This is a genomic window from Desulfosediminicola flagellatus, assembly GCF_005116655.2.
Classification (GTDB): Bacteria; Desulfobacterota; Desulfobulbia; order Desulfobulbales; family Desulfocapsaceae; genus Desulfopila; species Desulfopila flagellata.
Window position 1 is genome coordinate 5,781,718 of record NZ_CP050698.1, and the last position, 26,817, is coordinate 5,808,534.

Sequence of the window (26,817 nt, forward strand, 5' to 3'; positions counted from 1 at the left end):
TCCTGAGCGCATTCAGATATGACAATGCATTCAAGCTTTATAACGTCTGGTAGTAGTACTAGTTACAAACTATACAGTTTCCTGTGAGTTTTCAGGATTGTGTCGGGTGGGACAATATTCAAGAATTCGAGAAAAAAGATGATATTTACATTACTTGTTGAACTTATTGACATTGGAACTTGGAACTAGGGGTCAGACCACACCAACATGGGAAAAAATAGCACGTAATTATTAATAACCAGGTATTTTAAAGAATTAGAATGCTCTTTGAGGTATCAAACAAAGTGCTATAAGGAGTTTAAGGCTCTTTCAACAAAGTCTCGGGTTGTGCTAAGAACAACCTTTGCGGCATTGTCCGTGACAAAGTTACTTACAATTTGCTTAGAGGCCACGTCTTACCTTTAAAAAGGAAAACGTTAAGCTTCAACGAAATCTATACGTTAACCGGGGCTAAGCGGCTTGCAGCCGAGCATTACCTGATTATTCATCTAATGATATCAAGTTGGTCTTCTTATTATTCTGCATAAGAACGGACCCAAAAACGATTAGAGTCTCATTGATAACCCAGAAACCCAAGTCAATTCGATTGGTTTATACAAGCAAAGAGTTCTCTAGAAGAAAATTCGACCTCTTTTCGACACTATTTTGCATATATTCAAGCATTTTGACCTGGTCCGACTCAAATAGCAATATCTTCGCACTGTTGACTCACCACCAGCAAAACCAAAATTCTGACACCATTCGATTATAAATCCGGCGTGCTGTCTTTTGCTGTTTCTTCGGTTGCCCTTTATCAGGCTCAAGCCATCCATCAATTATCGCAATACATAGATCTAAGGCTTGAAATGGTTGACGAGTCCGTTTTTTTGTAGCCTCAAGACTCTCCCCGTATTTTTTATTGAGCGTATTGCGGCTATGTCCAGTCATTCGTCAGAGTTCACTGATGTTTTTGCCGTATTTACGATGGGCAGTGCGAATGAGTTCATACAGGTCTACGATCAGCAACTCCTTCCACCCTTTTTGTTTTTTTCAAATCAGTTGAGCAGAGGGTGGACTCGAGGTGGTCAAATTACCTTTAAATGCTTCAAGGTCAGAATTTTGAGAAATACTGTTGCACAGCATGGAGCGCTAGGCTACTATCACAAAATATCCTAACATTTCTATTATATAAGAATGTGTCTTGTGGAGTTGTAACAACCTGACTTAAAGAATGGGGAGAGAAAAGGTGGTTTAAGGATTTGTTCCCGTAAAACGTCTAGGCGCAGATTAAACGTTCTGTTCGATAAAACATGCGATGAATAAACAGAGTGTTGATAAAAGAAAGATGTTACTGAGCTAGCTTATTATATATAAGCTAAGAAAATTGACAATTTCAATCCACACTTTCTTAAAATCGAAATACTTGAAGTTCTTGGTTGGTCCAAAAAAAATAATATTGGCCAGAACCAACTTGATGATAAATATTGCTATTTTGTAGATGTAACAGAAAACCCAAATTGATACGCCATAAATATTAGTAATATAAATTATTACTTCAAGAAGCATACAATCAAGAAAAATAAATTAAAAATTTAGGTTATAGCGATAGGAACTGCTATCACTGACATTACCCCCTACAACGCCTAACTAATTTTCAATAAGTTACCAGTCTGTTACGTTGATTTTTTGCACCATTTTTTCCAAGTAAACATTTATCGAATGAAAAAACAATGATCTCGCATACTCATAAATGTATATTTATCCATATTCCAAAAACTGCTGGCACAAGCTTAACGAGTATATTGAGTGATCCCCAATGTAATAACAAAACTACTCAATTGTTCTTGCCATTCAAGCCTGGCGATAACAAATTCGATCCACCACCTCCTCATTTTCGAGCTTATGACTACGTCAAATATGATCATATAACCACAGAATTATTTCATAGTTATTTTAAGTTCGCATTTGTACGCAATCCATGGGACAGGATTGTTTCTGAATATAAGTACCGCCTGCACGCACACCGATACTCATTTAAAAAATTTTTATTTGAACATTTCCCAAAACCCTCATGGAATGATAAATATTGCCATGTCATTCCACAATATGATTTTTTACATGACGAGAATGGAAATTTACTCGTAGATTTTATTGGCAGATTCGAAAATATTCAGGACGATTTTACTTATGTTTGCGACCAACTAAATATAAAATTGAAAATCCTCCCTCACAGGAACAAATCTACAAGCATTTTTCAAAAAAGGGATAATAATCTGACTAAAATCCTTCACTCTACAAGAGCAAAATTTAGTATTAATCATCGAAGAAACACCTTCAAAAGATACACCGATTACTATGACTCTGAATCGATTGATTTTGTTGCTAATATTTACAAAAATGATATCGAAACATTTGGTTATGAATTCGAGTATAAGTAGAGGAATAGTAAATTTCTTTATTTCTCAGGGCTATCATAATATCAAAGCCCAGTAGAGCGTCTCACTCCGCATTTTTTAGATTTAAATGCTTTTGTCCAACTTGATTTTTCGGGTAACGTATATAAAATCAAATAGTTCCTCGCGCATGGGCATTCATTGTCTCCTTTGATAATTGTAAGAAAACCAACGCTCGATCCCTTGTGTACTGTTCTCATAGTTCATTCATGGTATCAGCTTTCCTGAATGCTGCTTTTTCACCTGTCCTTCGTAAATATTCATCCGTGGCGAAGATGATGTAATATATTATCCTCTGTGCAGATATCAAATGCAATTATATGGAGTTAGGTTCATTTGACCTCACGATCTGAAGGCGAACTCTTCGAGTAAGGTCGATTCTGGTCAAAGATCAGCAAAGGTTGCCTGATGATCTCATAACGATTTGCATTTCTGGCCGCTTTCTTCCTCTCGTATCGATGATGTCGCCCACCGATCAGCGGCAAAGCGATTATCTTGCACTTGCAGGCAGGTCTGGGTTGTATCTGCCAGCTGTTGGGAGAAGCCTTTTCAAGACTCAAATGTGTTCTGTCATTATGATAATATTGGAAATACGTGCAAAGAATGTTTTCAGGTGAGCTTCATTCAACACGATGACATGGTCTCTACATTCTCGCCTGATCAAGCCGATCACCCTAACAATAAACGGGTTTTGCCAAGGACTGCGTGGTGCCGAGAGCACCTCTTTAATGACCATATTTTCACTCGATTGCGAAAGAAAGCACCACATATAGAATCTCTACCTCACATCAAATGCTTCAATGCCATATCCCAAAGGGAGGCTCCCACAATTTGTTGGGCTGCCCACTGAGTCGTCAGATTCGAGGTGATTTTGAACTTCGACCAAATGAACACAACAAACTTTCCAAGCATTCTCATCATCATTTTAGCTTGGCAGGCACAATCAAATATATCAATCATTTCAAAATGTTTGAATATTTACTAAGGACACGAGAGATTGTTATGGCTTTCTCGGACTATACGGCGAGGTTGTGTAAGATAATACGATTTCGTTACTATGCACCTCGTGAGATCAACGCATTTATGAAAACAGATCAGACAAAAGAGACGGAATGACCTGTAGAAATCAAAACTCTATATGAAATATTTCACTTTACGGACCCGATTTAACCTGACAACCAAATACCGTACACTCTCATTTGAGATTTACAGAAGGCACCTTAACCCAGAGGGAAAGACAGAACTGTTTACATTCGATTTAGCAATGTTTAAATTTAAGGCTCCGTTACTGAATTTATGCCATCAGGAACATCTTTACCTAGCCTCATGGGCAATAAATTGGTGTTACCAGTGGATTAATCAATCGCCACCTCTCTGGGATGAAAAATAATCAAGTTAATAATCCAAGGGACTTTTGCACCTTTCAAGGTCATGCTTTTCACAGTATCCGTATGGATCATGTCCTCACGTTTAAAATACGTTACGGTTAAAAATTTATTGTTGCTATTGTAAAAATGTCAGCTTTTTTACTGAAAAAAACATTAATTGGGCAACCCTGGAGGTAAGCTATGTTTAAATTATTCTACACAATTTTTTTTACAGCTTTGTTAATATGGGCTGATAATGCTCTTGCTGAGCAGGGGAAAGGCTTGAATGTTATTGTCACCTCTGCGGACAGGCAAACACAAATGATGGCGATGGTATTGTCTGTTGAGACCATGAAAGAGCATGACAAAGAAATTAATATAGTTCTGTGTGGCGCTGCGGGTGATTTAGCATTGCAGTCAACTAATACTGAAACCTTATTGCCTCCAAAAAAATCACCAACCATGTTACTAAACGCGTTGCTGAAAATGGGGGCTTCTATTGAGATATGCCCTCTTTATCTCCCCAATGCCGGCAAAACCACCAATGATTTAATTGAGGGAATTACAGTAGCAAAGCCTCCAGTTGTAGCAGGTAAACTACTCGACATGAACTATCAAAATCTAACATTCTGACTGGCAACTTGTGTGAGTACACGGTTAACTCCAACTCATATGTTTTGATTCAAAGGAAGCTTGTTGAAAGTCAGGTAGTTCTTGCAATCTGACTCGCAACCTTATCCTCATTTGTTGCGAATTTCTAGACAGTATAACCGCTCATTAAAGCGATACGAAAAATAAGAATCTTTTCAGCTGTCATGTGATCAGATTTTGCCTAAAACCAAAAGTCGACACTACCAGGAACATCTTAACGACACCAATTAGGAACTCATTTAACCTTGCCAGTGATAAGCTTTTATTGCTGAGATAAATGCACGACTAGTGTTTTCACATACTGATATTCAGCTCGTTTATTTCTGAAAATTGGCTGGTATGCTAGACTTTTAAATAGCTAAGAACAGATAACAAAAGTTAAAAAGAGCAACAATCCTCTGGTAATGTTTTATCCACTTGGTCCTCGGAAATTCAGGATGATAGCCGTTTTTTCGTCGTGAACTTATGAACCAGTGAACATTGAGGCTTCACTAGGAGGCTGTCCGAGAACAGGAATTTTAAATCGGACAAATCATAAAGCCTAGCAATCGCTGGAGCTTTATATCTCTGCGCAAAGGTAAATCTTATAATATGCACCTGAAAAACGCCTGAATAATGCAATTATACTGAGAATCAGGGCTCTCCATCATTACTATGCAGGATTTGCCAACAATTTGCCGTCCTCTGAACGTACTACCCCATTTATGATCGCTCTCAGTAACTTCCTCATGTTGTGAGCAGTGCATGCAAGGGAAAATTCACCACTTGCTTTCTCATACCCTCTGACACTGAATCTTCTGAAACCGATATTTTTTATCTGTCCGAATACTGGTTCAACGATAACTTTTCGTCTTCCATATATTTCTTTAGAGCTTACCCTCTCCATTTTCTCATTCATCTGTTGCCGTAAGGGCTCTTTGTCATCCGTGTTAATTGTTCGAGCATTACCCTGAGTTGATTTGCAACATCTGCTTTTATAATCGCACTCAACACACACATCAGAGTCGCCTTGATATGTTTTCCTGCCCGATTTTGATGTACGTATTAAAACGAGGGATTGGTCTCCAGGACAGGTGAAAAAATCACCCCGCTCGTTGTAAATAAAATCAGCCTTTATGAGCTTGCGGTCCGAATCATTTAACGGAATTTCACTTCTCTTCTCAGCTTTATCTGTTGCTACATAAGCATCGAGTTTTGCCGATCTTATTGCCTCAAGATTATCACCTGACATGTAACCATTATCAAAGCTCATCTTTGAAGGAAAACTGCCAGTCGTTTCCCGTATATTTTCTAACGCAGGTTCAACCTCGTTCTTGTCATTTGCATTTAGACTCAGATGTTGGGCAACAATCACTTGCTTATCCTCATCTACACATATTTGCCCATTGTACTGATAATCAAAGACGTTATTTTTTCCCATAATACGGGCATCCGTATCTGCAAAGCTAATTTGCTTTTTGTCCTCAATGGTTTTGCCGGGGTGTAGTTCTTGCTCCCGTTGTTCTAAGGCTTTTTTGGCTGCCTGTATTTTTGCTAATCGCTTTTCTTTGAACTGTAAATCTTCGGGAATACCATATCCGGTAGGTTCCTTATACTCCCTGTCCTCTTCTTCATCGCAGTTTTTTGCTTTCGCTATAAGGCTCTCAATTTCCGCTAGTAATTCATGTTCTTTTTCTTTGAGTCTCTTGTAACTCATGGCCTTATGCTTAGAAGTGTCAGCCTTAAATTTTGAACCGTCTAAGCTTACATGGCCAAGAGACGCAAGTCCCAATTGCATGGCTATCAGGACACTCTGCTTGAAACATTCATGAAAAAATTCAGCATTATTTTTCCTAAAGTCACTTAACACTCGGAAATTTGGGCATGACATCCCTGATATATACATATAAGCAAGGTCTACATGGCACCGTCCTTCTATCTGTCTTGAGCTGAAAAGGCCATGACTGTATGCGTATATGAGAATCGAGATAATCAACTTGGGATGATAGGCACGCTGTCCTTGCATGCTATACTGTTTTTCAATACTTGAGGTGTCAAGCTGCTGAAAAATATCGTTATACAGATAACATTCATGATTGTCAGGGAGCAGATCAAAGATATTGCTCGGAAACATTTGCCGTTGTTTGAATTCTAATGGCAGATTTTTGAATGGGGGTGACATAAGGAAACCTCTCTTGTTTTATTGAATACAAATTAACACAAAAAACAAGAATATGCAGCTTATCATGCTGTTATATATAAGCATTCCATCTCAACCTGTTTGCCATTTGCTAGGAAATTCAGCTACGATAAAAACAATTTAACTATTCTCTTTAATTATTGTCGGACAGCCTCCTAGGAGGCTGTCCGAGAATTAGGGTTTTGGTCAAAATCGAGAAGTTTTCAGAAAATAAGCACAGCCATATAGTTAATATTGCGAGCATTATTTTCTTAAAAATCCGAAGATTTTGGGCAAAAGCCATTGTCGGACAGCCTCCTAGGTGATCGCAGTTGTATGGCTTTCTCTGGAACCATTATCAGCTTTGGTCAGTGTAGTGGAGTCGTGGTGGCAACGGGTGAATCAACCGAACTTGGCAGGGGCAGTGCCATGCTTGCTGGAGTAGAACCTCTGAGAACAAGGTTAACACAGCGCATGGACAAGTTCAGCAAATGGTTGACGGGAGCAATTCTGATTCTTGCTGCGTGTACAGTGGGTTTTGGCCTGGCACTTCGTGACTACTCCTTCACAGAGCTGTTTTTTTGCCAGCGTAGCCCCGGCTGTTGCCGCTATCCCTGAAGGATTGCCGACAATCATCTGGCTCTAGGGGTGCAGGGGATTGCACGCAAAAATGCCATTATCCGCAGGCTTCCAGCAGTTGAAACCCTTGGTTCAGTCACGGTTATATGCTCAGATAAAACAGGTATACTGACGCGTAACGAAATGACTGTGACCACTGTCCTGAGGGCGAATCATGCATATCATGTTGATGGTTCAGGTTACCAACTGCAGGGTTCTTTCCATGTTGCGGGTAACAACGTGGAAGCAGGTCAGGACGAACTGTCTTGAGCAGGGTTTCGTCTTGCGCTATTAGGTTGAATTTCGAGGCAAATAACCACTGCTACTGAGTGTATGTCTGATCCTCAGTTGTTGGTAATTCTGTGAATCGTGAATCCATAATGAAATATAATTTATAGAAATCTTTCCTTTATATTATTATCTGGAATCAAACACTCATCTTTTTTACCAAACCACCGATACCTATTTTTTGAAATTATTGAATAGATGAAATCTCTTGCTGGCTTTAGAATAAATTTAAAAACATACAGGAATCGCCATAGTCCATCGAGATCCCTTGCTATTTCCACAGCAGCATCACTCTTCACGTATATTTGGTCACCTTTGAGAAGAATAACCGTGCCATCTTGTAGAGTATCAACACCATATCTGCGCTGAAGAACCTTCCCTCTCTCCGATTGGGCAGATACAAATTTGAACCTCGCTTGACGGTCATGTTTGACAATAAATTGTACAGAATACTCACAAAGATTGCATACACCGTCAAAAATAATAATTGGTTGATCTGTCTTCTTCACCTGTACTCTATAAAATAGATTTTTCTATCTGATTGAAACCATAATTCATTTCAAAAGATCAAATCCTCTCTCGCCTCTGAATATCGCTTCAGATTCATCTATAACTTTATCAGCCTAATCCGGTTCAACGATTGGGTAAAATTATACTTGTTATGTAAATGATATCATAAGCAATGATCATATAACCGTGAGAGGAAATACGCAAAATTGAAGGTTCTCAATTCGTTGTGGTTGACAAAAAAGATAGTAGTCACAGGCCTTTTTTCTCAAAGAAAAAAAACATAGCTGCGCCAACGCATAAAAAGACGAGAATTACAATCCAAGGAGAAAGCCCCATGACCTGCGGAAGGCTTATCTTTCCGAGATTCATCCAAGTTAACACATTCTTGGATAGAAACGGGAAGATTTCGGCATAAACAGATGCCCCGAATATCATCCCTATTATTGCCCACAAGGCATGAATACGACCTTCGGCAAGTGCACCCACAGAGGTGCCCGGACAGAAACCGGCAATAGCCCAGCCAACTCCAAAGATGGTGCCCCCAATGACAATAGCCCCTACATTGGTAGCCTTGATGCTGAGGCTTATTAGGCCTAGACTATGACTGGCGTAGATACCAACCATGCCGACAAGAACGGCGCTGAACATGAACTTTATGATAGTCATATCTTTGAGCAACATAAAGCCAACCTGTTTTTCAAAACGCAACACTTCTCCTTTTTGGAGAAGAAATCCAAAAACACAACCTGTAGTCAGTCCGAGAAGTAGTTCCATGGGTCACCTCCCTCGCCCATACAAAAGGCGGGCTGTTAGTACACCGGAAAGTAAAAAAATACCAGAGCAAGCAAACCGCTGACTGCCAGCTGCATGTTGCCAGAAAGACCATGGCCGCTTGGACAACCACCGGCAAGCCTAGCACCGAAAAGGAGAATGGCGCCACCCGAAAAAGCTGAAATGCCGCGAAGCATAGAACTGGGTCCAAACCTCTCTTTCCAGATAGGAGGAACAGTTTCATATTTGCTACTATTGCCAAGACGTGCGGACAGAAGGGCCCCTAGAAAAATACCTGCTACCACCATCATTTGCCAGTCAACCTTGATCTTGGTTTTAAGGAAATACGCATTGGCGCTCACATGCTCTGTTGCAACGACTTGTTCAGCCAGTCCGGCAACGCGCACAAATGTTGTTGAGGCCCCCAGGTATTTGGGTTTGTCAAGAATAGCTGTAGTGACCAGGACGGTCACGGTTGCCAAAACACCCACCAATGCTCCGGCGAGGTATGGACTCCAGTGTTTGGCCGATAGCAATGACTTCATAGCCTTTCCTCCATGAAAATGGTTTTCCTCTTGTAATTTAAAACTAAACAAAAGGTACCGTTTGCAGATCCTGTGGACAAAATTATGAAAGCACTTTCAAGTCTATTCCCTGCTAAAATAAAGTCAAGAACTACAATATGGTACAAACAATACGCAATACCAGCCGCAATACATACAGATAGTTAAAATGCAAAAAGATACTATTTTTTTTCAGGTGGCTCTATTTGGTCTTTATCAGGCAGTTTGTGAACATAAAAACATGTGATACCATTTGATATAAGCACAATGCCAGTTGCAAAAATATACATTGAGTCTAATTCGTCATAATTAAGATTGATGACTTTTCGAACTATCGCCATCAGCGATAGCCCTTCATTTATATCGATGCGATCATGGAAAGATCATGAACCAAGGCTAGCGATGCAATCTGCAGATGTTTGCTATTCAGATTATTCGTATCTATTGTGACTGCAACTCATTGTATCTAATCTTGCCCTTGGTAGCAGTCTACCGCCGATTTCGCCGAAAGGCTAAGTTTACGAGGAGTATTTTATATGAGAACTGTCGTGCTGCACCTCCCGATCTTGCTCCTTCTGCTCGTATTGCCCCTCACTTTTCCACTATTTCAGGCGGAGGGAGCCCAGCCTGTACCGGTAATAGTAAAAAAAGTAGAGACCAGTCGTTTTACTGACCGGGTGGAGGCGCTTGGTACCCTGCGGGCCAAGGAATCGGTGGAGATTACCGCTACTATAACGGATACCATCACTGCGATCCATTTTGAGGATGGGCAACGCGTTCAGAAGGGGGATATACTCATTGAAATGACCAGTGCAGAAGAACACGCTCTGCTTGAAGAAGAGATGTCGACTCTTTCTGAAGCAAAAAAACAGTTCAAGCGCCTGGAAACACTAGCTAATAGAGGCGCCACTGCAACGGCGATTTTTGATGAACAGCAGCGTAAGCTCGACACCGCCCAAGCCAGGCTACGGGGTATAGAATCCCGGCTCCGGGATCGTTTGATAATCGCCCCTTTTTCAGGTGTGGTCGGACTTCGCAACATCAGTGTGGGAGCTCTTATCGAACCGGGTGATCGCATCACGACCCTGGATGATGACAGCATCATGAAGCTTGATTTCACCATTCCTTCTGTACATCTTGCTGCTATCCACAAGGGACTGGTTATTGAAGCAAAATCGTCAGCCTATGGTGAGAGGGTCTTTAACGGGCAGATTGATAGCATTGACAGCAGGATTGATCCCGCGACCAGGGCAATTGTGGTCAGGGCTATCCTGGCAAACGAGGAGCGGCTCTTGAAACCCGGGCTTCTCATGACGGTAACGCTATTAAAGAACCCCCGAGATGGACTGGTCGTTCCGGAAGAGGCCTTGATCCCGTCTGGTAAAAGCAACAATGTTCTTGTTGTACAACCTGAAGCTTCCCCAACTCTCGCCGAGCAGCGCGAGGTGCAGATTGGCGTGCGTCGCCCAGGTGAGGTCGAGATAGTTGAAGGTCTTACGGCTGGTGAATATGTAATAATCCATGGAACTCAGCGGGTCAGACCTGGTCAGCCGGTATCTGTTATTGCCTCGGCAGAGGGAGGCGAACCTCTTCGAGAGCTCCTTAGGCAGAAGCAGGGAGACATGGCCAAATGATACTCTCTGATATCTCTGTCAAAAGACCGGTTTTCGCTTCAGTCCTCTCTCTCTTGTTGGTAGTTTTTGGTCTGGTAGCCTTTAACCGCCTGCCCCTGCGTGAATATCCCGATATTGATCCACCGGTGGTCAGTGTGGACACCCTCTATCCCGGCGCTTCAGCCAATGTTGTTGAAACCCAGATCACCCAGCTCATTGAGGAGCGGATCGCCGGAGTTGAAGGCATTCGTTCGATAAGCTCACAGAGTGAAGATGGCCGCTCTGTGGTGACGATCGAGTTCAACACCGACCGCAATATAGATGGGGCCGCCAATGACATCCGGGATCGAATTTCAACAATTGTGGACGACCTCCCCGTGGAGGCTGATCCTCCTGAAATTCAGAAGGTTGACTCCAACCATGATGTCATCATGTGGATGAATCTCTCCAGTGACCGGCTCAATGTTCCGGAATTAACAGATTATGCAGATCGCTACCTGGTCGATCGTTTTTCTGTGCTTGATGGGGTGTCGAGGGTCCGCATTGGGGGGGCTCAGGATTTTGCCATGCGCATCTGGCTCAAGGGCAGTGAGATGGCCGCCAGGAATATTACTGTTAGCGATATCGAAAACGCCATTCGTTCCGAAAATATTGAACTGCCTGCCGGGACCATAGAATCATCAACTCGAAGCCTGACAGTGCGGATTAACCGTGCCTTCCGTACCGCGAAGGATTTTCAGCGTCTAGCAGTAAAGCGGGGTGAAGACGGTTATATCATCAGGCTGCTGGACGTCGCCCGGGTGGAACGGGGCACCGTTGAAAACCGCACCTTTTTCAGGGGTAATGGTGAGGCCATGGTGGGCTTGGGAATCATCAAACAGTCAACGGCAAATACCATTGATGTAGCCCGCAGTGCCAAGGCAGAGATGATCAGGCTCAACCCGAATCTACCGAAAGGAATGGAAATAAAACAGAGTTTTGATACTTCGGTGTTCATTGAAGGGGCCATTAAGGAAGTATATAAAACCCTGCTGATTGCAATCGGTCTGGTAATCCTGGTAATTTTCCTGTTTCTTGGAGATGTAAGGGCGACTATTGTACCGGCAATCACTGTTCCGGTTTCTGTGGTTGCAACCTTTATTGCTCTTAATGTCTTTGGTTTTTCCGTTAACCTTTTGACCCTACTGGCTCTGGTTATGGCTATCGGCCTGTTGGTGGATGATGGTATTGTGGTATTGGAAAATATCCATCGCCGGATCGAGGAAAATAACGAACCACCGCTTGTAGCCGCCTTCTTGGGTACCCGCCAGGTTGGTTTTGCCGTTGTTGCCACAACCCTGGTATTGATTTCGGTCTTTGTGCCTATCGCCTTTCTGCAGGGAGATGTCGGTCGTCTGTTTTCTGAATTTGCTCTGACTATGACCGCAGCTGTTAGTTTTTCGAGTCTTGTGGCTCTCAGCCTATCGCCGATGCTGGCATCTCTGCTACTGAAAAAAAAGACTTCAAGGATCAAATCGTCTGCCCGTATTGACCGCTTTTATCGATCTATTCGCAAACTCTATCGACATACACTGCTTACCACATTAAGACGACCAGTGCTTGTCGCTGCCTTTTTTTTGGGGCTGTGCGGCGGCACCGTCTGGCTGTTCCAGCAGATCCCCAGTGAATATGCCCCAAAAGAGGATCGTGGGGCGTTCTTCGTTTTGGTCAACGGGCCTGAAGGTGCAACCTTCTCCTACATGCAAGATTATATGGATGAGATTGAACGGCGCTTACTACCTTTTGTTGAAAGTGGCGAGGCCAACAGGCTGCTGGTGAGGACACCCCGCTCGTTCTTAAATTTTTCCAACTTCAATAGCGGTATTGTAATCTTTACATTAAACAGCTGGAGCGAGCGACGTTCCGCCTGGGCCATTATGGATGATGTGCGGTCCCTAATGGCAGACCTCCCTGGAGTCCTTGCCTTTCCGGTAATGCGCCAGGGCTTTGGCGGGTCAATCCAGAAACCGGTACAGTTTGTCATCGGTGGCGGCACCTATGCTGAACTTGCCAACTGGCGCGATACACTGCTGGCCAAGATTGCAGAAAACAATCCAGGCCTTGTTGGGATTGACTGGGATTATAAAGAAACAAAACCCCAGCTTCAGGTCAATATTGACTATACTCGGGCGGCAGAACTGGGGGTAACTGTAGGAAATATCGGCAGGACTCTCGAGACCATGCTCGGCTCGCGTCGGGTTACCACTTTTCTTGAGGAAGGTGAGGAATATGATGTCATCATGGAGGGTGAGCGTAAAAGTCAGCGGAGCCCTACCGATCTCCAGGCTATTTATGTACGTTCAGAACGGACAGCGGAGCTGGTCCCCCTTGGCAACCTTGTCACCTTAGAGGAGTTTGCTGACTCCAGCAACCTAAACCGGTATAACCGGGTGCGGGCTATAACCCTTCAGGCCAATCTGGCCGACAACCTGGTGCTTGGAGATGCTCTTGATTATCTAGAAAATCTCGTAAATGATAATCTGCCGGAACAGGTAATTATCGATTATAAAGGCATTTCAAGAGATTATAAGAGTTCGTCACAATCCATTCTTTTTGTTTTCCTGCTCGGATTACTGGTGGTCTTTCTAGTGTTGGCCGCCCAGTTTGAAAGCTATATCCACCCCTTGGTGATTATGTTAACCGTGCCCCTGGCTATGGCCGGCGGACTTCTTGGACTGTATTCAACCGGAAATACATTAAATATTTACAGCCAGATAGGGCTAATCATGCTCATTGGTCTCGCCGCCAAAAATGGTATCCTTATTGTTGAGTTTATCAATCAGCAACGTATCGCAAAGATGTCTTTTTTCAGAGCTATCCTGTACGCCTCTGAGGTACGGCTCAGGCCTATCATGATGACAGGAATCACCACTGCAGCCGGAGCGGTTCCCTTAATTCTCTCATCAGGTGCAGGGGCAGAAACACGAATGGTCATTGGTGTCGTGGTACTGACCGGAGTCTTATCCGCCACCATCTTCACGCTCTATGTAGTCCCCGTCGCGTACAGTATCTTTGCAAGAAAAACAGAGACACCAGGAGCCCGCAGTCAACAACTGGAGCGAGAACAGCAGCTATTGCAAAAGAGGAGATAAGACAGAAACGTCTTAGAGAGCAACGAACCGACACATAGAAGTCAGTATACTAAACACCTTTTTCAGCTCCAAAGCTGCCTATATCCTTTTAACCAAGATCATTGGCAACAATAAGCAGGAAATCAGGTCTCCTTCGCAAATATTCATACTTGGGGAATATGTCGGTAATACATCATCCTCTGTGCAGTGATTGAAGCAAATATCCAAAATAAGATTCATTTGAACCAAACGATTTCAAGGCGAAATCTTTTATTGAGGTCGATTCCGGGCACAGATCAGCAAAGGTCGTTTAGTGGTCTCATAGTTGCTGCTTTGTACTTTTCCGACGTAACTTGATGCCAGCCTTTCGTTTCTTGGCAACAGCAAGATAGTCCTTTCTCGCCTGTTGACGGTAGGTCCTGGGTTTCTTCCTGCGGGTACTTAATTTAAACAGCTCGTCAATTATGGCCTCAGACACCTCTCGTGCTTCATCCAACAGACTCAGATCTGTGGGATAACGAATAGCCAGTTCAGCAACAGTGGCATCTACCACCATCTGCCCCTGGTTCTCAGCCTTTTCTTCCTCGGGCTGATTGGTACTTTGACGACTGGCTTTCTTCTCCTCAATACTAGCCAAAATCGTTTGCTCAAAAGAAGCGAAAACTGCCGTGCCCACTCTTCTGCGGATGGTAACAAACAGGCTCGGGGTGAACGGGGCTTCGTCTTTGTAGCTGGAAAGTCCAACAAACCACCGCAGATATGGATTCTCCTGGATCGGAAGTACGGTCTCCTCATCACTGAGGTTGAGCTTGTGTTTGATTATGACAGCACCGATAACCAAGCGAGCACCCTTTCCAGGACGGCCTCTGGTTGCATCCATACTTTTATAGTATCCAACTGCAAGTTCGTCCAATGGAATGACCTCGCTCGAGTTTGACGTGGTCAAGTAAAAGTTGACACTTTTCTTAGGCCGCCTCTTTTAGCTCCATCATTTTTTCAAAATCATTTGGGCTGAGATAGCCAAGATACGAATGCAGCCTTCTACTGTTGTAAAACATCTCGATGTAATCAATTCTCTACTCGTCAGAAGGGCAATGTCCCTGCTGCTGAAAGCCTTCCTTTTGTACGTTGTATATCTCGTACTCTACCGGATCAGCACACCGGAGAATATCTGGAAACTTGCCCAGCAGTTCGGGACCAGGGCCCAGAGTATCTATACGGGGTTCTTTGAGGTTAAACCTCACCTGCTGCCCGTGGCTACAGAAACTGCCATCCTTATGCTTGTGGCCGCAATTATCCCGTATGGCTCGGTGTACTTTCTGGATATATGGCATAGATATCTAGTCAAAAAGAACAAAAAGATCATTTCAGCCTAACCGTAGGAGGCATACATGGCCGAAAAAAGTGGATCGAAACCATCCTGGCAAGAAATCCAGGAGAAAAAAATCAACATGGCCAAAGAGCGAGGCTCCCGGGTCTTGAAAGTCAATTCTCCCCTTGGTTCAACCATGTTCGATATTCTTCGACAATTTGACATTGCGTATGCACACTTCAAGGCCAGGCTAGGTGAAATGGACGGTATATCACACGAAGAGGGAGAAGAGCTGATGGCTGAAGGACGAGAGATTGTTATGGCTTTCTCAGACTATACGGCGAGGTTGAGTAAGAGAATACGATTTAGATATTACACGCCACGAGAAATCGATGCATTTATGAAAACAGATCAGCCGGAAAAGGTGGAATGATCTGTAGAAATCGAAACGCTTTCTGAAATATTTCACGTTATATATTTGATTTAATCTGACAATACAAGTTGAACACCCTAGCCTGAGAGTTAAATGTAAAATTGCAGCTTTGCAGAAATTATGAATGTTACCAAGGGAGATTTCTCAATTCTGAGATAGTGAGGAATTACCGAATTTGCAAAAGAATTATCTTTGAAATGAACAAATCAAAGATTTGCCCCCTTCCCAACTTAGTTACGAGAAACTCAGCGGTTGATGTCAAATTGCTGCAAGATCAGTTTACAAGGAATTTCATGCGAAAATTGGCGTAAAGACTGTGCAATCGGTGGAGAAACACTCTGCACTACTACACACCACATAAACCCCCAATATAAATAAATAAGTTGCCTCGATAATGCTGACAAGGTACTGTGATTAGTAGAAGAAGTTATTCAAGAATCATGGCCCACTTGGTAAAGCGATTTCTTATCACTTCACCTGTTGGAGTCTATCTCTTATCAATTTTCCCATTTAGTTGAGGTTTGTGTGATGTTGTCCAGGTTCCGACTATCAATTATTATTTTTCTACTATTCCTATTTACCGGTTGCGCAAGACAAATCCCATTGTACGAACAGTTACCTGAGTTAAGTTTTTCCGATCATGAGAAAGTACTAATATCTGTAGTTGATAACAGATGGAGGATTAAAGCAGGAAAACCTAAGGAATTTATAGGGACAGCTCATGCAAATTTCGGTCTTACTCAACTTGATTGGGATGTTGCTCGTGTTCTAGCAACTGAGGATGAAGATAGAATGAGATCTTTGTCACAGTGGCTTGAACACAGGATAGTAAATAGTTTCAGAATTGCTGGATGGTATTATAGTGAAGTTGTATATCTCGATAAGGTCCCATCAGAAGTTGATGCAAAAAATATCCTAGAAGATAATCAAGCATCGGCCCTTATGCTTTTCGATCTTAATGAGTGGTTTATTGACATGAGTATTGGGCTGGCACCGGTTCTTAATTTTAACACAAATACGAATACTTACATCTACAAGCCAGGAGTAGGAAAAGTATTAGAAAAGAACTTCAAATCTAGAAATGCGGCTAAATTGTCAGGAAACCAATCTCCGCAAGATGCTATTATAAAAGCATATAAAGTACAGCTTCAAAAAATCTTAACAGATCGTGCAGTCAAAGAATCTCTAGTTCGATAAAGTAGAGGTAACATATAATTTCTAAATAACTTAAATTTGACTTTTCGTCATATTTTTCATGAAGCATGATGCGTATAGGGTCCATTTCCAAAAAAATATTATTTCGAGATCTCCCCAAATTACAGATAACCTGAAGCGTTTTGATCCCGATCTGCTATACGCTGCTGAATCCATTCTTGAACTTCAGACTCCACCCACCCGACAGCCCGAGCGCCAAGATTTATTTGCTTAGGAAATTTATCTTTTTTGATTAGCTCATAAATTTGGGACCGTGATATTCCGGTAAGATTTTTCACCTCTGGCAGTCGTATAATTCTACTATTCACTGTCATGGTATTATCTCCTTGATGGTGAATCTATTTACTCTTAGCCTCGTCCAAGCTTACCTATTTTATCGATGGCTACCAACTTATGGTCATGAAGCAAATGCGTGTAACGCTGCACCATCTGCAAAGTTCTGTGACCTAAAATATCAGCGAGAGTACGAATATCAACTCCGGCCATGATCAAATGACTGGCCGCAGTGTGACGAAGGTCGTGCATGTGTATGTCAGGTAAGCCAGCCCGTTTTTTGGCAGCATCAAAGGCTTCCCTGAATTTTATTCCTGGCCTCGCTTTGACTCTATCTGACTGTAGTTGCCCCTCGTTTAAGAAGACCATGTTCTCATCACGTCCTCCAGTGAGTTCTCTCAAGCTAGATAATTCGGCAACAAGCCCCTTGGTTAAAGGAACCCAGCGGGGATCTTTATTCTTAGTATCAGATAGATAAACTACTCTTTTCTTGAAATTAATTTGTCGCCAATACAAACCAGCTGCTTCAGATGCCCTCATCCCAGTATGTAAGAGCGTTAAAACATAATAGTAGAGACTCTTGTTTCTGGCTTTACGACAAGCTTCCAGCAGCTTGGAAGCTTCATCTTCTGTCAAAAAGCGGGTCCTTCCACGAGGTGGAGCAGGCCGCTCTATACCGGACACCGGATTTTCAACAGGAATTCCCCATTCTTTTTTAGCTTTGGTGAAAAGATGTGAGAGTAAAGCCAACTCTTGTCGGACTGAATAGGCTGAGACCTCTTGCAACCTCGTGTCGCGGTATTGCGCCACAATAGCAGTAGAGATCGAACCAAACGGCGTTTCTGTTCCAATGTGCTCAACGAGTCTAGCCGCAGAAGCCTTCTCTCGCATATGGGTAGTTACCGCTTTGTTACAGGAAATTGTTTCGAGATATTTTTGTACAGCCTGGCTGAAGCTAACACTCATTGCCAATCGCGGATCGTTATACTTTTTGGCTTTTATGCTCTCTTCGGTTTTGACAGCCCATGCTAATGCTTCACCCTTCGTATCAAAAGTCCGACTGACCGATGGATAGCCCTTGATACGAATCGTTGCAATGTGACTCCAGCCATTCTTCTTTTTTCTCTTTGTGAGTCTGGCCATATTTTTTGCTCCAAAAATGTTCCATTTTTGTTCCACTAATTCAGAAAAAGATAGCACTAAACAGCAAAAGATAGCAAAAGGTGAGGAAAACCCAATAAGCATAAAAAAAGGGCTTTATCCTTATATTACAAGGATAAAGCCCTAAAATCAACTGGTGCCGGAGGTCGGAATCGAACCGACACGGAGTTGCCCCCGCTGGATTTTGAGTCCAGTGCGTCTACCAGTTTCACCACTCCGGCGTAGCAGTCCTTATACCGTATTATTTCCTTTGCAGTCAAGAAGAAAGCAGAGTCTTTCCTCAAGACAATTCCTTTTTACTGCAGGTTGCTTTTAAAATTCCATTCCAATTGCGTACTGTGTGCTATTCAGTCTGGCCGTTACTATCGGTGATTTCCTGAAGTGTTGCCAGAATCGCTGGTTGATCGACATCATCGGCAACAAATACCTGGCCTATTCTGCTGGGGATAACAAAACGGATTATATCACCTACCCTCTTTTTATCGTTCTCCATCGCTTTAAGCAGTAACTGACTTGAAAGATAAGGGATACGAATCGGCAAATTAACCTTTTTTAATTTTTCTTCGATAGATTCCTGTAGATCAGCAGAGCAATGCCCCAACCGGGCTGACAGATTCGCAGCGGCCACCATACCCATTGCAACAGCTTTGCCATGGCAGATAGAGTATCCACTCACCTGTTCGATCGCATGGGCGAAGGTATGACCAAAATTCAGGAAAAAACGCCGACCATGGTCAAAGGGGTCTTCCTGCACAATGGCGATTTTCACCTGAATCGCCTGCGCCACAAGAGCCTGAACATCAAAGAGTGAGGTGAAAAGTGTACCAGCTTCATGGTGCCAGTTGCCGTTTTCTACCTTTTCCAGCAGGTCAGAATCTGCAATCAAACCATGTTTGATGACCTCAGCCATACCTGAGCTGAATGCCTCTGCCGGGAGTGTTTGAAGCGTTGCAACGTCTGCAATCACCATTGAGGGCTGCTTGAAGACACCAATCAGGTTTTTTCCCTGCGGCAGATCAATACTGGTCTTGCCGCCAATGCTGGTATCCGCCATAGCCTGCAGGCTAGTCGGACACTGGATCAGGTTTACGCCCCGCATATAGGTTGCCGCAACAAAGCCGGCAATATCACCAACCAGGCTGCCACCTAATGCGACTATTGTTCCTGAACGGTCAAAGCCGATCTCAATGAGCTGCTCATAAATAGTCTGAACTGTAGCCAGTGTTTTGCGTTCATTACCAACCGGTATAGCAATAACGTGATCAACGTCCCCACAACTCAGGCCGTAAAGTTCCTGAACTGCAGTGTCGGTTATCACAACGATTGTTCCGGTTACGCCTGCCAACTGACGAATGAACGGCAAAATACCGCTTCCCACCACATATTCATATGGCTGAGCCGGGTGATCAATGGAGAATCGCTTCGGATCATCCTGGAAAATTTCCAGTAGATCATCTGCTACTTCATCCGGCTGTTTGTCGTTGGTGACAATCTTCTGGAAACGATGATATCCCTTCTGCCGCTCTTTTAAGAGTTCAATCACCAGTTCGCCAGGATTAGGCACCTCAAGTAGTGGTCGTTTATGCTCATTGTCACTTTCTATGCGGGATAAAATTTCCTGCGGTGTGGCAATCAGACAGAAAACCCTGCCGTCCCTGCTGAGCGCTTCCACATTGGCCGGGTCCAGCATCAGTCGGCCACCTGTTGAAATAACAAGTCCCTCCCGTTTGCCAAGTTCCTTGGCAATATCTGACTCCATCTGCCTGAAGGCGGCCTCACCATGCTGGCGAAATATCTCAGAAATAGAGATCCCCTGTCGCTCCTGAATGAGGTCATCAGTATCAATAAATTCCCGGTTCAGCTGGGCAGCGATCTTTTTCCCTACGGTGGTCTTCCCGGTACCCATAAAGCCAGTCAGGACTATATTTTTTTTATCCTTATTCTGCATAACTCTCATAGCGTGTTATCAGTTTGACTGTCGTATGCCCCGGAAGCTGGCCTATGCATAAATGCATAGCCTTGCTGTGCGATAGATCCGTTTAGTATTTCACACGTTTCTCCTCACGCAATTCAAAGCACTTTCCAGTTCATCAGATAATGGTTGAACCATATCCCTGACGTTCTTCCGCTCTGCCGTATGAAGAGCCGCTGTAATTTGCGGGATCAGCTCGTTTTCAGGATAAAAACGTATCCTGCCGAACGTCTCCCACACAGCAAAACGACCGTGTAAAAACGTATCTTCGCTTCCGCGATCAGTGTCTTGCCGGAGCAACCACTCCAAAGACTGTTTTACGTGACTCAGACAGTTGTCAATGAGCAATCCTCCCAGTAGCAGGCCGTCAAGACCTCCACCTTCAGAGAGGAGAGCGCAATCTTCTGCGATACATGTATAATAATACGCATGCCGCCAATTTGCAGCATTACTGCCTGTCAGGCATTTCCGCGCGAACTTGCGTACATCCACATGCATAGTGTACAGGGCAGAGATAGTATCATAAACCAGCAGGTTAAGTCGACAGAGTAATTCGAGCTGTTGCTGCACATCCACCCGCTCATCCGGTTCATCCGAAACTACCCAGCCGGCAGCATCAAGCGTAAAACTATCTGAAAACACTGAACAATTACAAAACGTCATGAGTGTCGCAGTGGGAAGTTTCTCAAACAACATTTTTAACAAATGATCTACTATAGAGGGCTGCTCTTCTCTGTTCGCTGATTGAAATCCATCTATCAGACTCACCATGCGTGAAGGATTCCAGTCTTCGGTTTCACTACATATCGAACATAGAGCAGCGAATAAATGTACAAACAGAGGAGAACTCTCCCGCACTATGGCCTGCTCAACACCATCAGGTTCTGCATTTGGAAACAGTAAGGTAAAAAGCTGCCTGGAATCTGCCAGCGAGAGGTTGCCAAGTTTTACACAACAGGCATCAGGTAAATTTATCGGCAGACGACTTGTAACTATCATTGCGCAACCCGCAGGGGGAATCAGCGATGCAATATCTGTAGAATCCGTAACCTGATCGGCAATAATAAGTAGTTTCCTGCCTTCAAGAAGAGAGATGTATTGTCTATGAAGCTCTGTAATATCGTTAGATAATCGAGCCAGCGGATCAATTGTATGGATAACCGCCTGAAAGATCTGCAAAGCATCAGAAAGATTCTCCACGATCTCAGAGCAGCGAATGATCATCTGTCCATCAGAGAATTTTTTTTGCATCTTCTCTGCCGCAAGTAGAGCAAGTTCTGTCTTTCCAACCCCATCCTCACCGCTAATCAGAGCTACCCTGCCTGCAGAAAATTCACGTCTACCTCCCTCAGCAAGACCCATTATCAGAGAATCCAGTTCTGCCTGTCTGCCTATCAGCTTGCCTGGAGGTCGCGGCGCTTCATGTATCTTGGAAATATATATCTGCAGTTGTTCAGTCATATTTATCCCATGTCGTTATCAGGAATGGAGTTGATACCATGTGAAAAAAATGGACACCTGTGACACTTCATGCAAAAGAATAGTGCACCCCAAAAAGCACACATGCCCTGGCTGCTATTTCGCAGTCAGGGCATGCAGTCTTTGACGTTACCTATGTCCGGGGATTTGCATCATGAGGTAACTGCAGCGTGGCTTGTGCCTCGGCCTGCGAAAAATTGTATTGATCAGAAATCCAGGCTATGAGTTCGGTTTGTGAAAATGATAAAAGCTCAGGTGATCCTCCAGAGCCTTTGCACAGCGCTCATAATCACGCGCAAGCGCTGCATCGACTATGAGCTGGTGCTCTTCGATGATATCATTTCCACGAAAACCGTTTGTCTTGAGATCGACCATTACATACTGTCGAAACTGGTCGAAAACCCGCTGATGATAAATGCTATGAAGCTGAGAACCACAATCAGCTATAAGAGCCGCGTGGAATTCCCAATCACACTGGTGCCATATCTTGCAATGTGCCTCCTCATCCAGACGCATTTTTTCCTCAACGTAGGCAAGCTTCTGGTGCGCAGCGACCAGATTACTCTCCCAGTCGATCCCGCCGTTTTGTATAGAATGTTTCACGCCATCAGTTTCGAGCAGGACACGCATACGGGTCAAATCACTCAGACGGGCAGAAGAGGTCTGGGCCACCCGAAAACCTTTCTGGTCCTCCGAGTCGACCAGATCTTCGGTGGCCAGACGTGCCAGGCTCTCCCTGATCACATTGACCCCCATGCCGTAACGCTCTTTGAGCATCTCGATCTTCAGCTTGCTCCCCGGAGCGTGATGCCCCATAAGGATGTCAGTTTTCAGTGCCTCATAAAGGCCGCTTGTGTTTTTCTGTATCATATTTTCACTTCAATTGTGTTGCGTACAAAAAAAATCAGTGATGTACGTTCTGGAACAGTTCGAGTGGCAAGCCAGAACCTATTCCAGCGGATACCTCTTAAGAAACTCCGATTCAACAGTGCTTGCATCCGGTGTAATTCCGGTAAAACGCTCAAAGGCGTTCAATCCCTGATAAAGAAACAACCGAAAGCCCGACAAGGTTGAAATCCCGCAATCTTCACATTGTCGAATAAATGCTGTTTCTACTGGTGTGTAAACAGCATCAAACGCCCAATTTTGAGATCGAAACCCTTCCTGCGGAAACGGATTACCCGGATATTGAAACATTCCTACAGGCGTTGCATTGATCAGCCCGTCAGCACCCAGCATCTCCGCCACCAGATCGTCTCCGGCCACCTTCGCCGGAATGTCGTGATAACAGAGCTGACTTACAAGCTTTTCTGCAACACCCGGCTCTAAATCATAAATAACCAGTTCGGTTAATGCCAGTTGTTTTAATGCAAAGGCTATTGCAACACCAACTCCACCGGCCCCGAGCATAAGAACCCGTCCAGGCGAATAATTACTACCAAACTGATTGACAAATGCATCGTAAAACCCTGAATAATCGGTATTGTCTGCCACCATTTTTTCTGATTCAAACAATACTGTGTTAACTGAGGTCAAACCGGTCGGAAAATGATCCAGCAGAGTAACTGTCTTAAATGCATCCTGTTTATATGGATGCGTGACATTTACCCCGCGAAAACCTTCACCACTACAACGCTTAAGCTCATCCGAGATGGATACAGGAGTTGGGTGTTCTCCAAGATCCATAACCTGATAGGTCACCTGCAGTCCGTACATCTCTCCCAGTAACTCATGCAGCACTTTTGCACGGGTTCGACTGATGCCATTACCCAACAATCCTAATTTAACTGTCTTTGACATACCTTCCTCTTAATACCCCAGTAAACGTGGTAAACCGATAACAGTTATCGGAACAAAAGTGATGATGATAAGCACCAATAATTCGACCAGAAACAGCGGGAATATCTGGCGCGACAATCGGCCAAGACCAACCTTCGCCACAGAGTCCGCCACAAAAAGACACAGCCCCATCGGCGGTGTAATCAGACCGATCATAAGATTGAATACGACAAGGATACCGAAGTGTGTCGGATCAACACCCATGCTTGTTGCAATTGGGTGTAAGATGGGCACAAGTACCAGCATTGCTGCGATGCCTTCAAGAAAGAGACCGACAACAAGAAAGAGAATCATGGTTGAAACAAGGAACATCCATTTCGCAGTCATGTAATGCATGGCGAAATCGGTGATCATATTCGGAACCCGATTATAGGTGAGTAACCAGTTGGCTGCTGCAACCGCCGATATGACTATCAGAATAACTGAGCTGTCCCGCATTGATTTCGCAAAAATTTTTGGTAAATCTGTCAACTTCAGTTCGCGAAAGATAAAGAGACCGACAACCATCGCATACGCCACTGCAAAACTGGCAGCTTCTGTGGGTGTAACAACACCAGCCAAGATAGTACCAACAACAAATACAGGCATAAAAAGGGGTATTATCCCCTGTATCAGGGTCTTTCTGCGAGACGCCCAATCGGCCTGCGCATAATCTTTCTTCTCGTAATCACCGGCAAAAATCATGACATAAATAGAAAGAAAGATAGCCAGCAGAATGCCCGGCGTGACACCTGCTAAAAATAGAGCAGGGACCGACACCCCAGTAACTGTAAGTGCATAGATAATTACAGGAATACTCGGAGGAATAATGGGCCCGATGACTGACGAAGCTGCCGTAAGAGCTGCCGCGAAATCACGAGGATACCCTTTTTTCTCCATTTCCGGGATAAACACCCTGCCAATGGCCGAGGTGTCTGCAACAGCTGAACCGGATAAACCGGCAAATATTACCGAAGCCCAGATGTTAACCATTGCAAGGCCGGCCCGAAAACGCCCAACCAGGATACTGGCAAAAGCTATGATGCGACTGGTTATCCCGGATTCGTTCATCAACTCACCCGCCAGGATAAACAGAGGAATAGCCAGAAGAGGATAGGATTTTATGCCGCCAAACATCTGTGTGGCAACCAACCGTATACTGTAGGGAAATTCGCCAACGGCCATAAAATAAAGCAAAGCTGCTACTATCGAAAAGGCAACCGGCACTCCGATGAGAAGGAAACTGCCTAAAATTACATAGACCATATCAAACCTCCTCTCGTATCTGAACTACTTCTCTGGGTGAGAGGCGAATGAGCAATCTCAAAAGAGCCGCAATGGCCAGCGCCCCGCCTCCTATAATCATAGCTGCCTGATACGGGTAGAGATGACCAAGCCAGATCATATCGCCCCAACCGGTCAAACTACGAAGGTCTTTGGCGAGATTGATAAGCCCGGAAGACTCAAGACCGCCACGTTTTACAGTAAACAGATACCCTGAGTAGGTGAGCAGCCCTCCGGTAGCTATCATGATCAGGTCGACCACAAAGTACAGCTTTTGCGTAGCCCACTCCGGCAGAAAGCCTACCAGAATAGTAAAACGGATATGGCGATCCTGCAGATAGGCCCAGGCAACTCCGAACATGACCCCATATATTGCTATAAAAACAGGCATTTCTTCACCCCACTCCAATGACTTACCAATGGTGTATCGGCGAATGGAGTTAATGAAAACTATCATGAAGACCGTGAACATCGATAGACCTGCGCCACCTGCAAAGAGGCGGGAGAAGAACGTTGAAATTTTCAATACAGTCTGGTGCATTGGACGAACCTCAAAGTGATGTAAATCGTCGCTGGAGCAGGCTAGGAGGCTGTCCGAGAGTAGGAATTATTTATACATTCCTAAGATTTTGAGAGAAAGACCATTCTCGGACAGACTCCTGGGCAGAACAACGCCAACTGAGGCGTAAGCGGTGAAAACTGCCCCAGTCGGCAAAACACGACTACTGTTGTTTATTTTGAAGCTTCAGCTACAGCTGCGTCAAGTTTGGTTATCCATGAAGCATCATCTCCAAGCTCTTCAGCAAGCCACTTTTTAACTGCAGGCTGCGCAAGCTTTTTGAACTCAGCCATCTCGGCTGCTGTTGGAGAATGCACCGCCATACCATCAGCGGCAACTTTTGTTACGCCTTCAGCCGTATTGTACTGCTGAATCGCGCGACCCATTGTACCTGCAATGCGGGCAGCTTTGTTGATGATTGCCTTATCGCTATCCGGCAGTGACTGAAAAAACTCATCATTAATCACGATGAAATCAGCAGCATACACATGACCGTCAAGCACCAGATATTTCTGCAATTTATGGAGATTATTATTGTAAATAACGCCAACAGGATTTTCCTGCCCATCAACTACACCAGTTGACAAGGCATTCGGCAACTCGGACCATGCAATCGGGGTAGGCTCACCACCAAGTCCTTTCACCATCTCAACATACAAAGGGATAGGCTGAACGCGGAACTTCAAGCCTTTCATATCTTTTGGTGATTTGATTTCCCGTACATTGTTGGTGAAGTTCCGAAAACCTGTTTCACCGTAGGCAAGGGTCCTCAGACCGGTTTTTTCCAAACAAAACGCTCCAAGCTCTTTACCAAACGGGCCGTCAAGTACGTCCCAGGCAATTGTAGGGGAGGAGAATGTATAGGGAATGTTCAATACGTCTACAGGTTTACAAATTTTGGCCATGGCTCCGGAAACAATTGCCATGTGGGTTGTGCCTTCCTGAACCTGTTGAACCAGATCCCCTTCATTGCCAAGAGACTTCGCCGGAAAAAGCTCAACAGAGATATCTGTCTCACCTTCCACGATATTTTTGAAAATTATACCAGCTGCGCCCTTCTTTGAAGTCTGCCATTCTGCAGGATCGACGTGACCTAACTTGATCGTTGGACCGGCAAAGGCATTTGCACTGAAAGCTGCTATGGTTCCCGCAATACCTAAGGCTAAAATTGAACGAATCATGGTCTCCTCCCATCTGTGTTTGTCTTTACGTGAATTCACGCTGTTGGAT

General features: G+C 44.1%; 21 protein-coding genes, 1 tRNA gene and 4 pseudogenes. 8 read left to right on the forward strand and 18 right to left on the reverse strand.

The features are described 5' to 3' along the window. Positions 1 to 1,709 precede the first annotated feature (1,709 nt). Together FCL46_RS28975 and FCL46_RS23950 are read left to right on the forward strand one after the other, a co-directional pair. The gene (locus FCL46_RS28975) at positions 1,710 to 2,417 is read left to right on the forward strand and encodes a sulfotransferase family 2 domain-containing protein (protein WP_136810830.1); all 708 of its coding nucleotides are present in this window, start codon (positions 1,710 to 1,712) and stop codon (positions 2,415 to 2,417) included. 1,583 nt (positions 2,418 to 4,000) lie between these two features. Next, positions 4,001 to 4,432 (forward strand): DsrE family protein, encoded by a 432-nt coding sequence (locus FCL46_RS23950; protein ID WP_136810831.1) that lies wholly within the window; start codon positions 4,001 to 4,003, stop codon positions 4,430 to 4,432. Between the two features lie 670 nt (positions 4,433 to 5,102). Here FCL46_RS23950 and FCL46_RS23955 read toward each other — a convergent pair. Beyond that, the gene (locus FCL46_RS23955; RefSeq protein WP_136810870.1) at positions 5,103 to 6,611 is read right to left on the reverse strand and encodes an IS1182 family transposase; all 1,509 of its coding nucleotides are present in this window, start codon (positions 6,609 to 6,611) and stop codon (positions 5,103 to 5,105) included. Positions 6,612 to 6,944: 333 nt separating this feature from the next. Here FCL46_RS23955 and FCL46_RS28090 point away from each other — a divergent pair, with 333 nt between their 5' ends. After that, entirely contained in the window at positions 6,945 to 7,226 is a 282-nt protein-coding gene (locus tag FCL46_RS28090) for a P-type ATPase actuator domain-containing protein (protein ID WP_217909513.1), read from the forward strand. Positions 7,227 to 7,618: 392 nt separating this feature from the next. On the opposite strand, the gene FCL46_RS23965 is transcribed toward FCL46_RS28090, so the two are convergent. From FCL46_RS23965 to FCL46_RS28980, 4 genes and pseudogenes are all read right to left on the reverse strand, one after another. Then, complete coding sequence (locus FCL46_RS23965) at positions 7,619 to 8,023, reverse strand: thiol-disulfide oxidoreductase DCC family protein (protein ID WP_136810680.1); 405 nt, start codon at positions 8,021 to 8,023, stop codon at positions 7,619 to 7,621. Between the two features lie 250 nt (positions 8,024 to 8,273). Beyond that, positions 8,274 to 8,798: a DUF6691 family protein gene (locus tag FCL46_RS23970; protein ID WP_136810679.1), complete on the reverse strand. Its 525-nt coding sequence runs from the start codon at positions 8,796 to 8,798 to the stop codon at positions 8,274 to 8,276. 3 nt (positions 8,799 to 8,801) lie between these two features. Next, positions 8,802 to 9,340, reverse strand: a pseudogene (locus FCL46_RS23975) (YeeE/YedE thiosulfate transporter family protein). 200 nt (positions 9,341 to 9,540) lie between these two features. Beyond that, complete coding sequence (locus FCL46_RS28980; protein WP_420811250.1) at positions 9,541 to 9,699, reverse strand: hypothetical protein; 159 nt, start codon at positions 9,697 to 9,699, stop codon at positions 9,541 to 9,543. A gap of 195 nt (positions 9,700 to 9,894) precedes the next feature. Here FCL46_RS28980 and FCL46_RS23980 point away from each other — a divergent pair, with 195 nt between their 5' ends. Both FCL46_RS23980 and FCL46_RS23985 read left to right on the forward strand, forming a co-directional pair. Next, complete coding sequence (locus FCL46_RS23980) at positions 9,895 to 10,992, forward strand: efflux RND transporter periplasmic adaptor subunit (protein ID WP_217909514.1); 1,098 nt, start codon at positions 9,895 to 9,897, stop codon at positions 10,990 to 10,992. Beyond that, positions 10,989 to 14,102 carry an efflux RND transporter permease subunit gene (locus tag FCL46_RS23985; protein WP_136810678.1) on the forward strand — a complete coding sequence of 1,038 codons (3,114 nt, stop codon included), beginning with the start codon at positions 10,989 to 10,991 and terminating at the stop codon, positions 14,100 to 14,102. The genes FCL46_RS23980 and FCL46_RS23985 overlap by 4 nt, the downstream gene beginning before the upstream one ends. A gap of 301 nt (positions 14,103 to 14,403) precedes the next feature. Here FCL46_RS23985 and FCL46_RS28985 read toward each other — a convergent pair. The 3 pseudogenes from FCL46_RS28985 to FCL46_RS23995 all read right to left on the reverse strand — a co-directional run. Continuing rightward, a pseudogene (locus FCL46_RS28985) lies at positions 14,404 to 14,634 on the reverse strand (IS5 family transposase); the annotation flags it as partial. Positions 14,635 to 14,717: 83 nt separating this feature from the next. Then, positions 14,718 to 15,009: pseudogene (locus FCL46_RS28990) on the reverse strand (transposase); the annotation flags it as partial. 37 nt (positions 15,010 to 15,046) lie between these two features. Next, positions 15,047 to 15,154 (reverse strand): annotated as a pseudogene (locus tag FCL46_RS23995) (IS3 family transposase); the annotation flags it as partial. On the opposite strand from FCL46_RS23995, the gene FCL46_RS24000 reads away from it, so the two are divergent. From FCL46_RS24000 to FCL46_RS24010, 3 genes are all read left to right on the forward strand, one after another. Further along, positions 15,113 to 15,457: a hypothetical protein gene (locus FCL46_RS24000; protein WP_167506091.1), complete on the forward strand. Its 345-nt coding sequence runs from the start codon at positions 15,113 to 15,115 to the stop codon at positions 15,455 to 15,457. The pseudogene FCL46_RS23995 and the gene FCL46_RS24000 overlap by 42 nt on opposite strands. Positions 15,458 to 15,472: 15 nt before the next feature. After that, the gene (locus FCL46_RS24005; RefSeq protein ID WP_136810674.1) at positions 15,473 to 15,826 is read left to right on the forward strand and encodes a recombinase; all 354 of its coding nucleotides are present in this window, start codon (positions 15,473 to 15,475) and stop codon (positions 15,824 to 15,826) included. Between the two features lie 603 nt (positions 15,827 to 16,429). Beyond that, positions 16,430 to 17,023, forward strand: coding sequence for a hypothetical protein (locus FCL46_RS24010; protein WP_136810673.1), 594 nt, complete (start codon positions 16,430 to 16,432; stop codon positions 17,021 to 17,023). Between the two features lie 119 nt (positions 17,024 to 17,142). Here the strand turns inward: FCL46_RS24010 and FCL46_RS24015 are convergent, their stop codons facing one another. The 10 genes from FCL46_RS24015 to FCL46_RS24060 all read right to left on the reverse strand — a co-directional run bounded on the left by FCL46_RS24015 (position 17,143) and on the right by FCL46_RS24060 (position 26,768). Beyond that, complete coding sequence (locus FCL46_RS24015; protein WP_136810672.1) at positions 17,143 to 17,355, reverse strand: helix-turn-helix transcriptional regulator; 213 nt, start codon at positions 17,353 to 17,355, stop codon at positions 17,143 to 17,145. 34 nt (positions 17,356 to 17,389) lie between these two features. Then, complete coding sequence (locus FCL46_RS24020) at positions 17,390 to 18,457, reverse strand: tyrosine-type recombinase/integrase (protein ID WP_167506095.1); 1,068 nt, start codon at positions 18,455 to 18,457, stop codon at positions 17,390 to 17,392. Between the two features lie 152 nt (positions 18,458 to 18,609). Then, positions 18,610 to 18,696 (reverse strand) — tRNA-Leu (locus tag FCL46_RS24025). 122 nt (positions 18,697 to 18,818) lie between these two features. After that, entirely contained in the window at positions 18,819 to 20,423 is a 1,605-nt protein-coding gene (aroB, locus tag FCL46_RS24030) for a 3-dehydroquinate synthase (RefSeq protein WP_167506094.1), read from the reverse strand. 99 nt (positions 20,424 to 20,522) lie between these two features. Beyond that, entirely contained in the window at positions 20,523 to 21,908 is a 1,386-nt protein-coding gene (locus FCL46_RS24035; RefSeq protein ID WP_136810669.1) for an NB-ARC domain-containing protein, read from the reverse strand. A 237-nt stretch (positions 21,909 to 22,145) separates the two neighbouring features. Beyond that, a complete protein-coding gene (locus FCL46_RS24040; RefSeq protein ID WP_136810668.1) occupies positions 22,146 to 22,796 on the reverse strand; it encodes a GntR family transcriptional regulator in 651 nt (216 codons plus the stop codon). 78 nt (positions 22,797 to 22,874) lie between these two features. Further along, entirely contained in the window at positions 22,875 to 23,726 is an 852-nt protein-coding gene (locus tag FCL46_RS24045) for a shikimate dehydrogenase family protein (protein WP_136810667.1), read from the reverse strand. A 9-nt stretch (positions 23,727 to 23,735) separates the two neighbouring features. Continuing rightward, the gene (locus tag FCL46_RS24050) at positions 23,736 to 25,010 is read right to left on the reverse strand and encodes a TRAP transporter large permease (RefSeq protein ID WP_136810666.1); all 1,275 of its coding nucleotides are present in this window, start codon (positions 25,008 to 25,010) and stop codon (positions 23,736 to 23,738) included. Between the two features lies 1 nt (position 25,011). Beyond that, complete coding sequence (locus FCL46_RS24055) at positions 25,012 to 25,569, reverse strand: TRAP transporter small permease (protein WP_136810665.1); 558 nt, start codon at positions 25,567 to 25,569, stop codon at positions 25,012 to 25,014. A gap of 191 nt (positions 25,570 to 25,760) precedes the next feature. Then, a complete protein-coding gene (locus FCL46_RS24060) occupies positions 25,761 to 26,768 on the reverse strand; it encodes a DctP family TRAP transporter solute-binding subunit (RefSeq protein ID WP_136810664.1) in 1,008 nt (335 codons plus the stop codon). Between the last annotated feature and the right edge of the window lie 49 nt (positions 26,769 to 26,817).

Excerpts from the sequence above, each read along its gene's own strand:
- FCL46_RS28975 (WP_136810830.1), top strand. The coding sequence starts at position 1,710 with ATGATCTCGCATACTCATAAATGTATATTTATCCATATTCCAAAAACT.
- aroB (WP_167506094.1), bottom strand. The coding sequence starts at position 20,423 with ATGCAGAATAAGGATAAAAAAAATATAGTCCTGACTGGCTTTATGGGT.
- FCL46_RS23955 (WP_136810870.1), bottom strand. The coding sequence starts at position 6,611 with ATGTCACCCCCATTCAAAAATCTGCCATTAGAATTCAAACAACGGCAA.
- FCL46_RS24060 (WP_136810664.1), bottom strand. The coding sequence starts at position 26,768 with ATGATTCGTTCAATTTTAGCCTTAGGTATTGCGGGAACCATAGCAGCT.
- FCL46_RS23950 (WP_136810831.1), top strand. The coding sequence starts at position 4,001 with ATGTTTAAATTATTCTACACAATTTTTTTTACAGCTTTGTTAATATGG.
- FCL46_RS23985 (WP_136810678.1), top strand. The coding sequence starts at position 10,989 with ATGATACTCTCTGATATCTCTGTCAAAAGACCGGTTTTCGCTTCAGTC.
- FCL46_RS24020 (WP_167506095.1), bottom strand. The coding sequence starts at position 18,457 with ATGGCCAGACTCACAAAGAGAAAAAAGAAGAATGGCTGGAGTCACATT.
- FCL46_RS24035 (WP_136810669.1), bottom strand. The coding sequence starts at position 21,908 with ATGACTGAACAACTGCAGATATATATTTCCAAGATACATGAAGCGCCG.
- FCL46_RS24005 (WP_136810674.1), top strand. The coding sequence starts at position 15,473 with ATGGCCGAAAAAAGTGGATCGAAACCATCCTGGCAAGAAATCCAGGAG.
- FCL46_RS23970 (WP_136810679.1), bottom strand. The coding sequence starts at position 8,798 with ATGGAACTACTTCTCGGACTGACTACAGGTTGTGTTTTTGGATTTCTT.
- FCL46_RS24050 (WP_136810666.1), bottom strand. The coding sequence starts at position 25,010 with ATGGTCTATGTAATTTTAGGCAGTTTCCTTCTCATCGGAGTGCCGGTT.
- FCL46_RS24015 (WP_136810672.1), bottom strand. The coding sequence starts at position 17,355 with ATGACAGTGAATAGTAGAATTATACGACTGCCAGAGGTGAAAAATCTT.
- FCL46_RS24055 (WP_136810665.1), bottom strand. The coding sequence starts at position 25,569 with ATGCACCAGACTGTATTGAAAATTTCAACGTTCTTCTCCCGCCTCTTT.
- FCL46_RS24040 (WP_136810668.1), bottom strand. The coding sequence starts at position 22,796 with ATGATACAGAAAAACACAAGCGGCCTTTATGAGGCACTGAAAACTGAC.
- FCL46_RS28980 (WP_420811250.1), bottom strand. The coding sequence starts at position 9,699 with ATGGCGATAGTTCGAAAAGTCATCAATCTTAATTATGACGAATTAGAC.
- FCL46_RS23980 (WP_217909514.1), top strand. The coding sequence starts at position 9,895 with ATGAGAACTGTCGTGCTGCACCTCCCGATCTTGCTCCTTCTGCTCGTA.
- FCL46_RS24000 (WP_167506091.1), top strand. The coding sequence starts at position 15,113 with ATGCAGCCTTCTACTGTTGTAAAACATCTCGATGTAATCAATTCTCTA.
- FCL46_RS24045 (WP_136810667.1), bottom strand. The coding sequence starts at position 23,726 with ATGTCAAAGACAGTTAAATTAGGATTGTTGGGTAATGGCATCAGTCGA.
- FCL46_RS28090 (WP_217909513.1), top strand. The coding sequence starts at position 6,945 with ATGGCTTTCTCTGGAACCATTATCAGCTTTGGTCAGTGTAGTGGAGTC.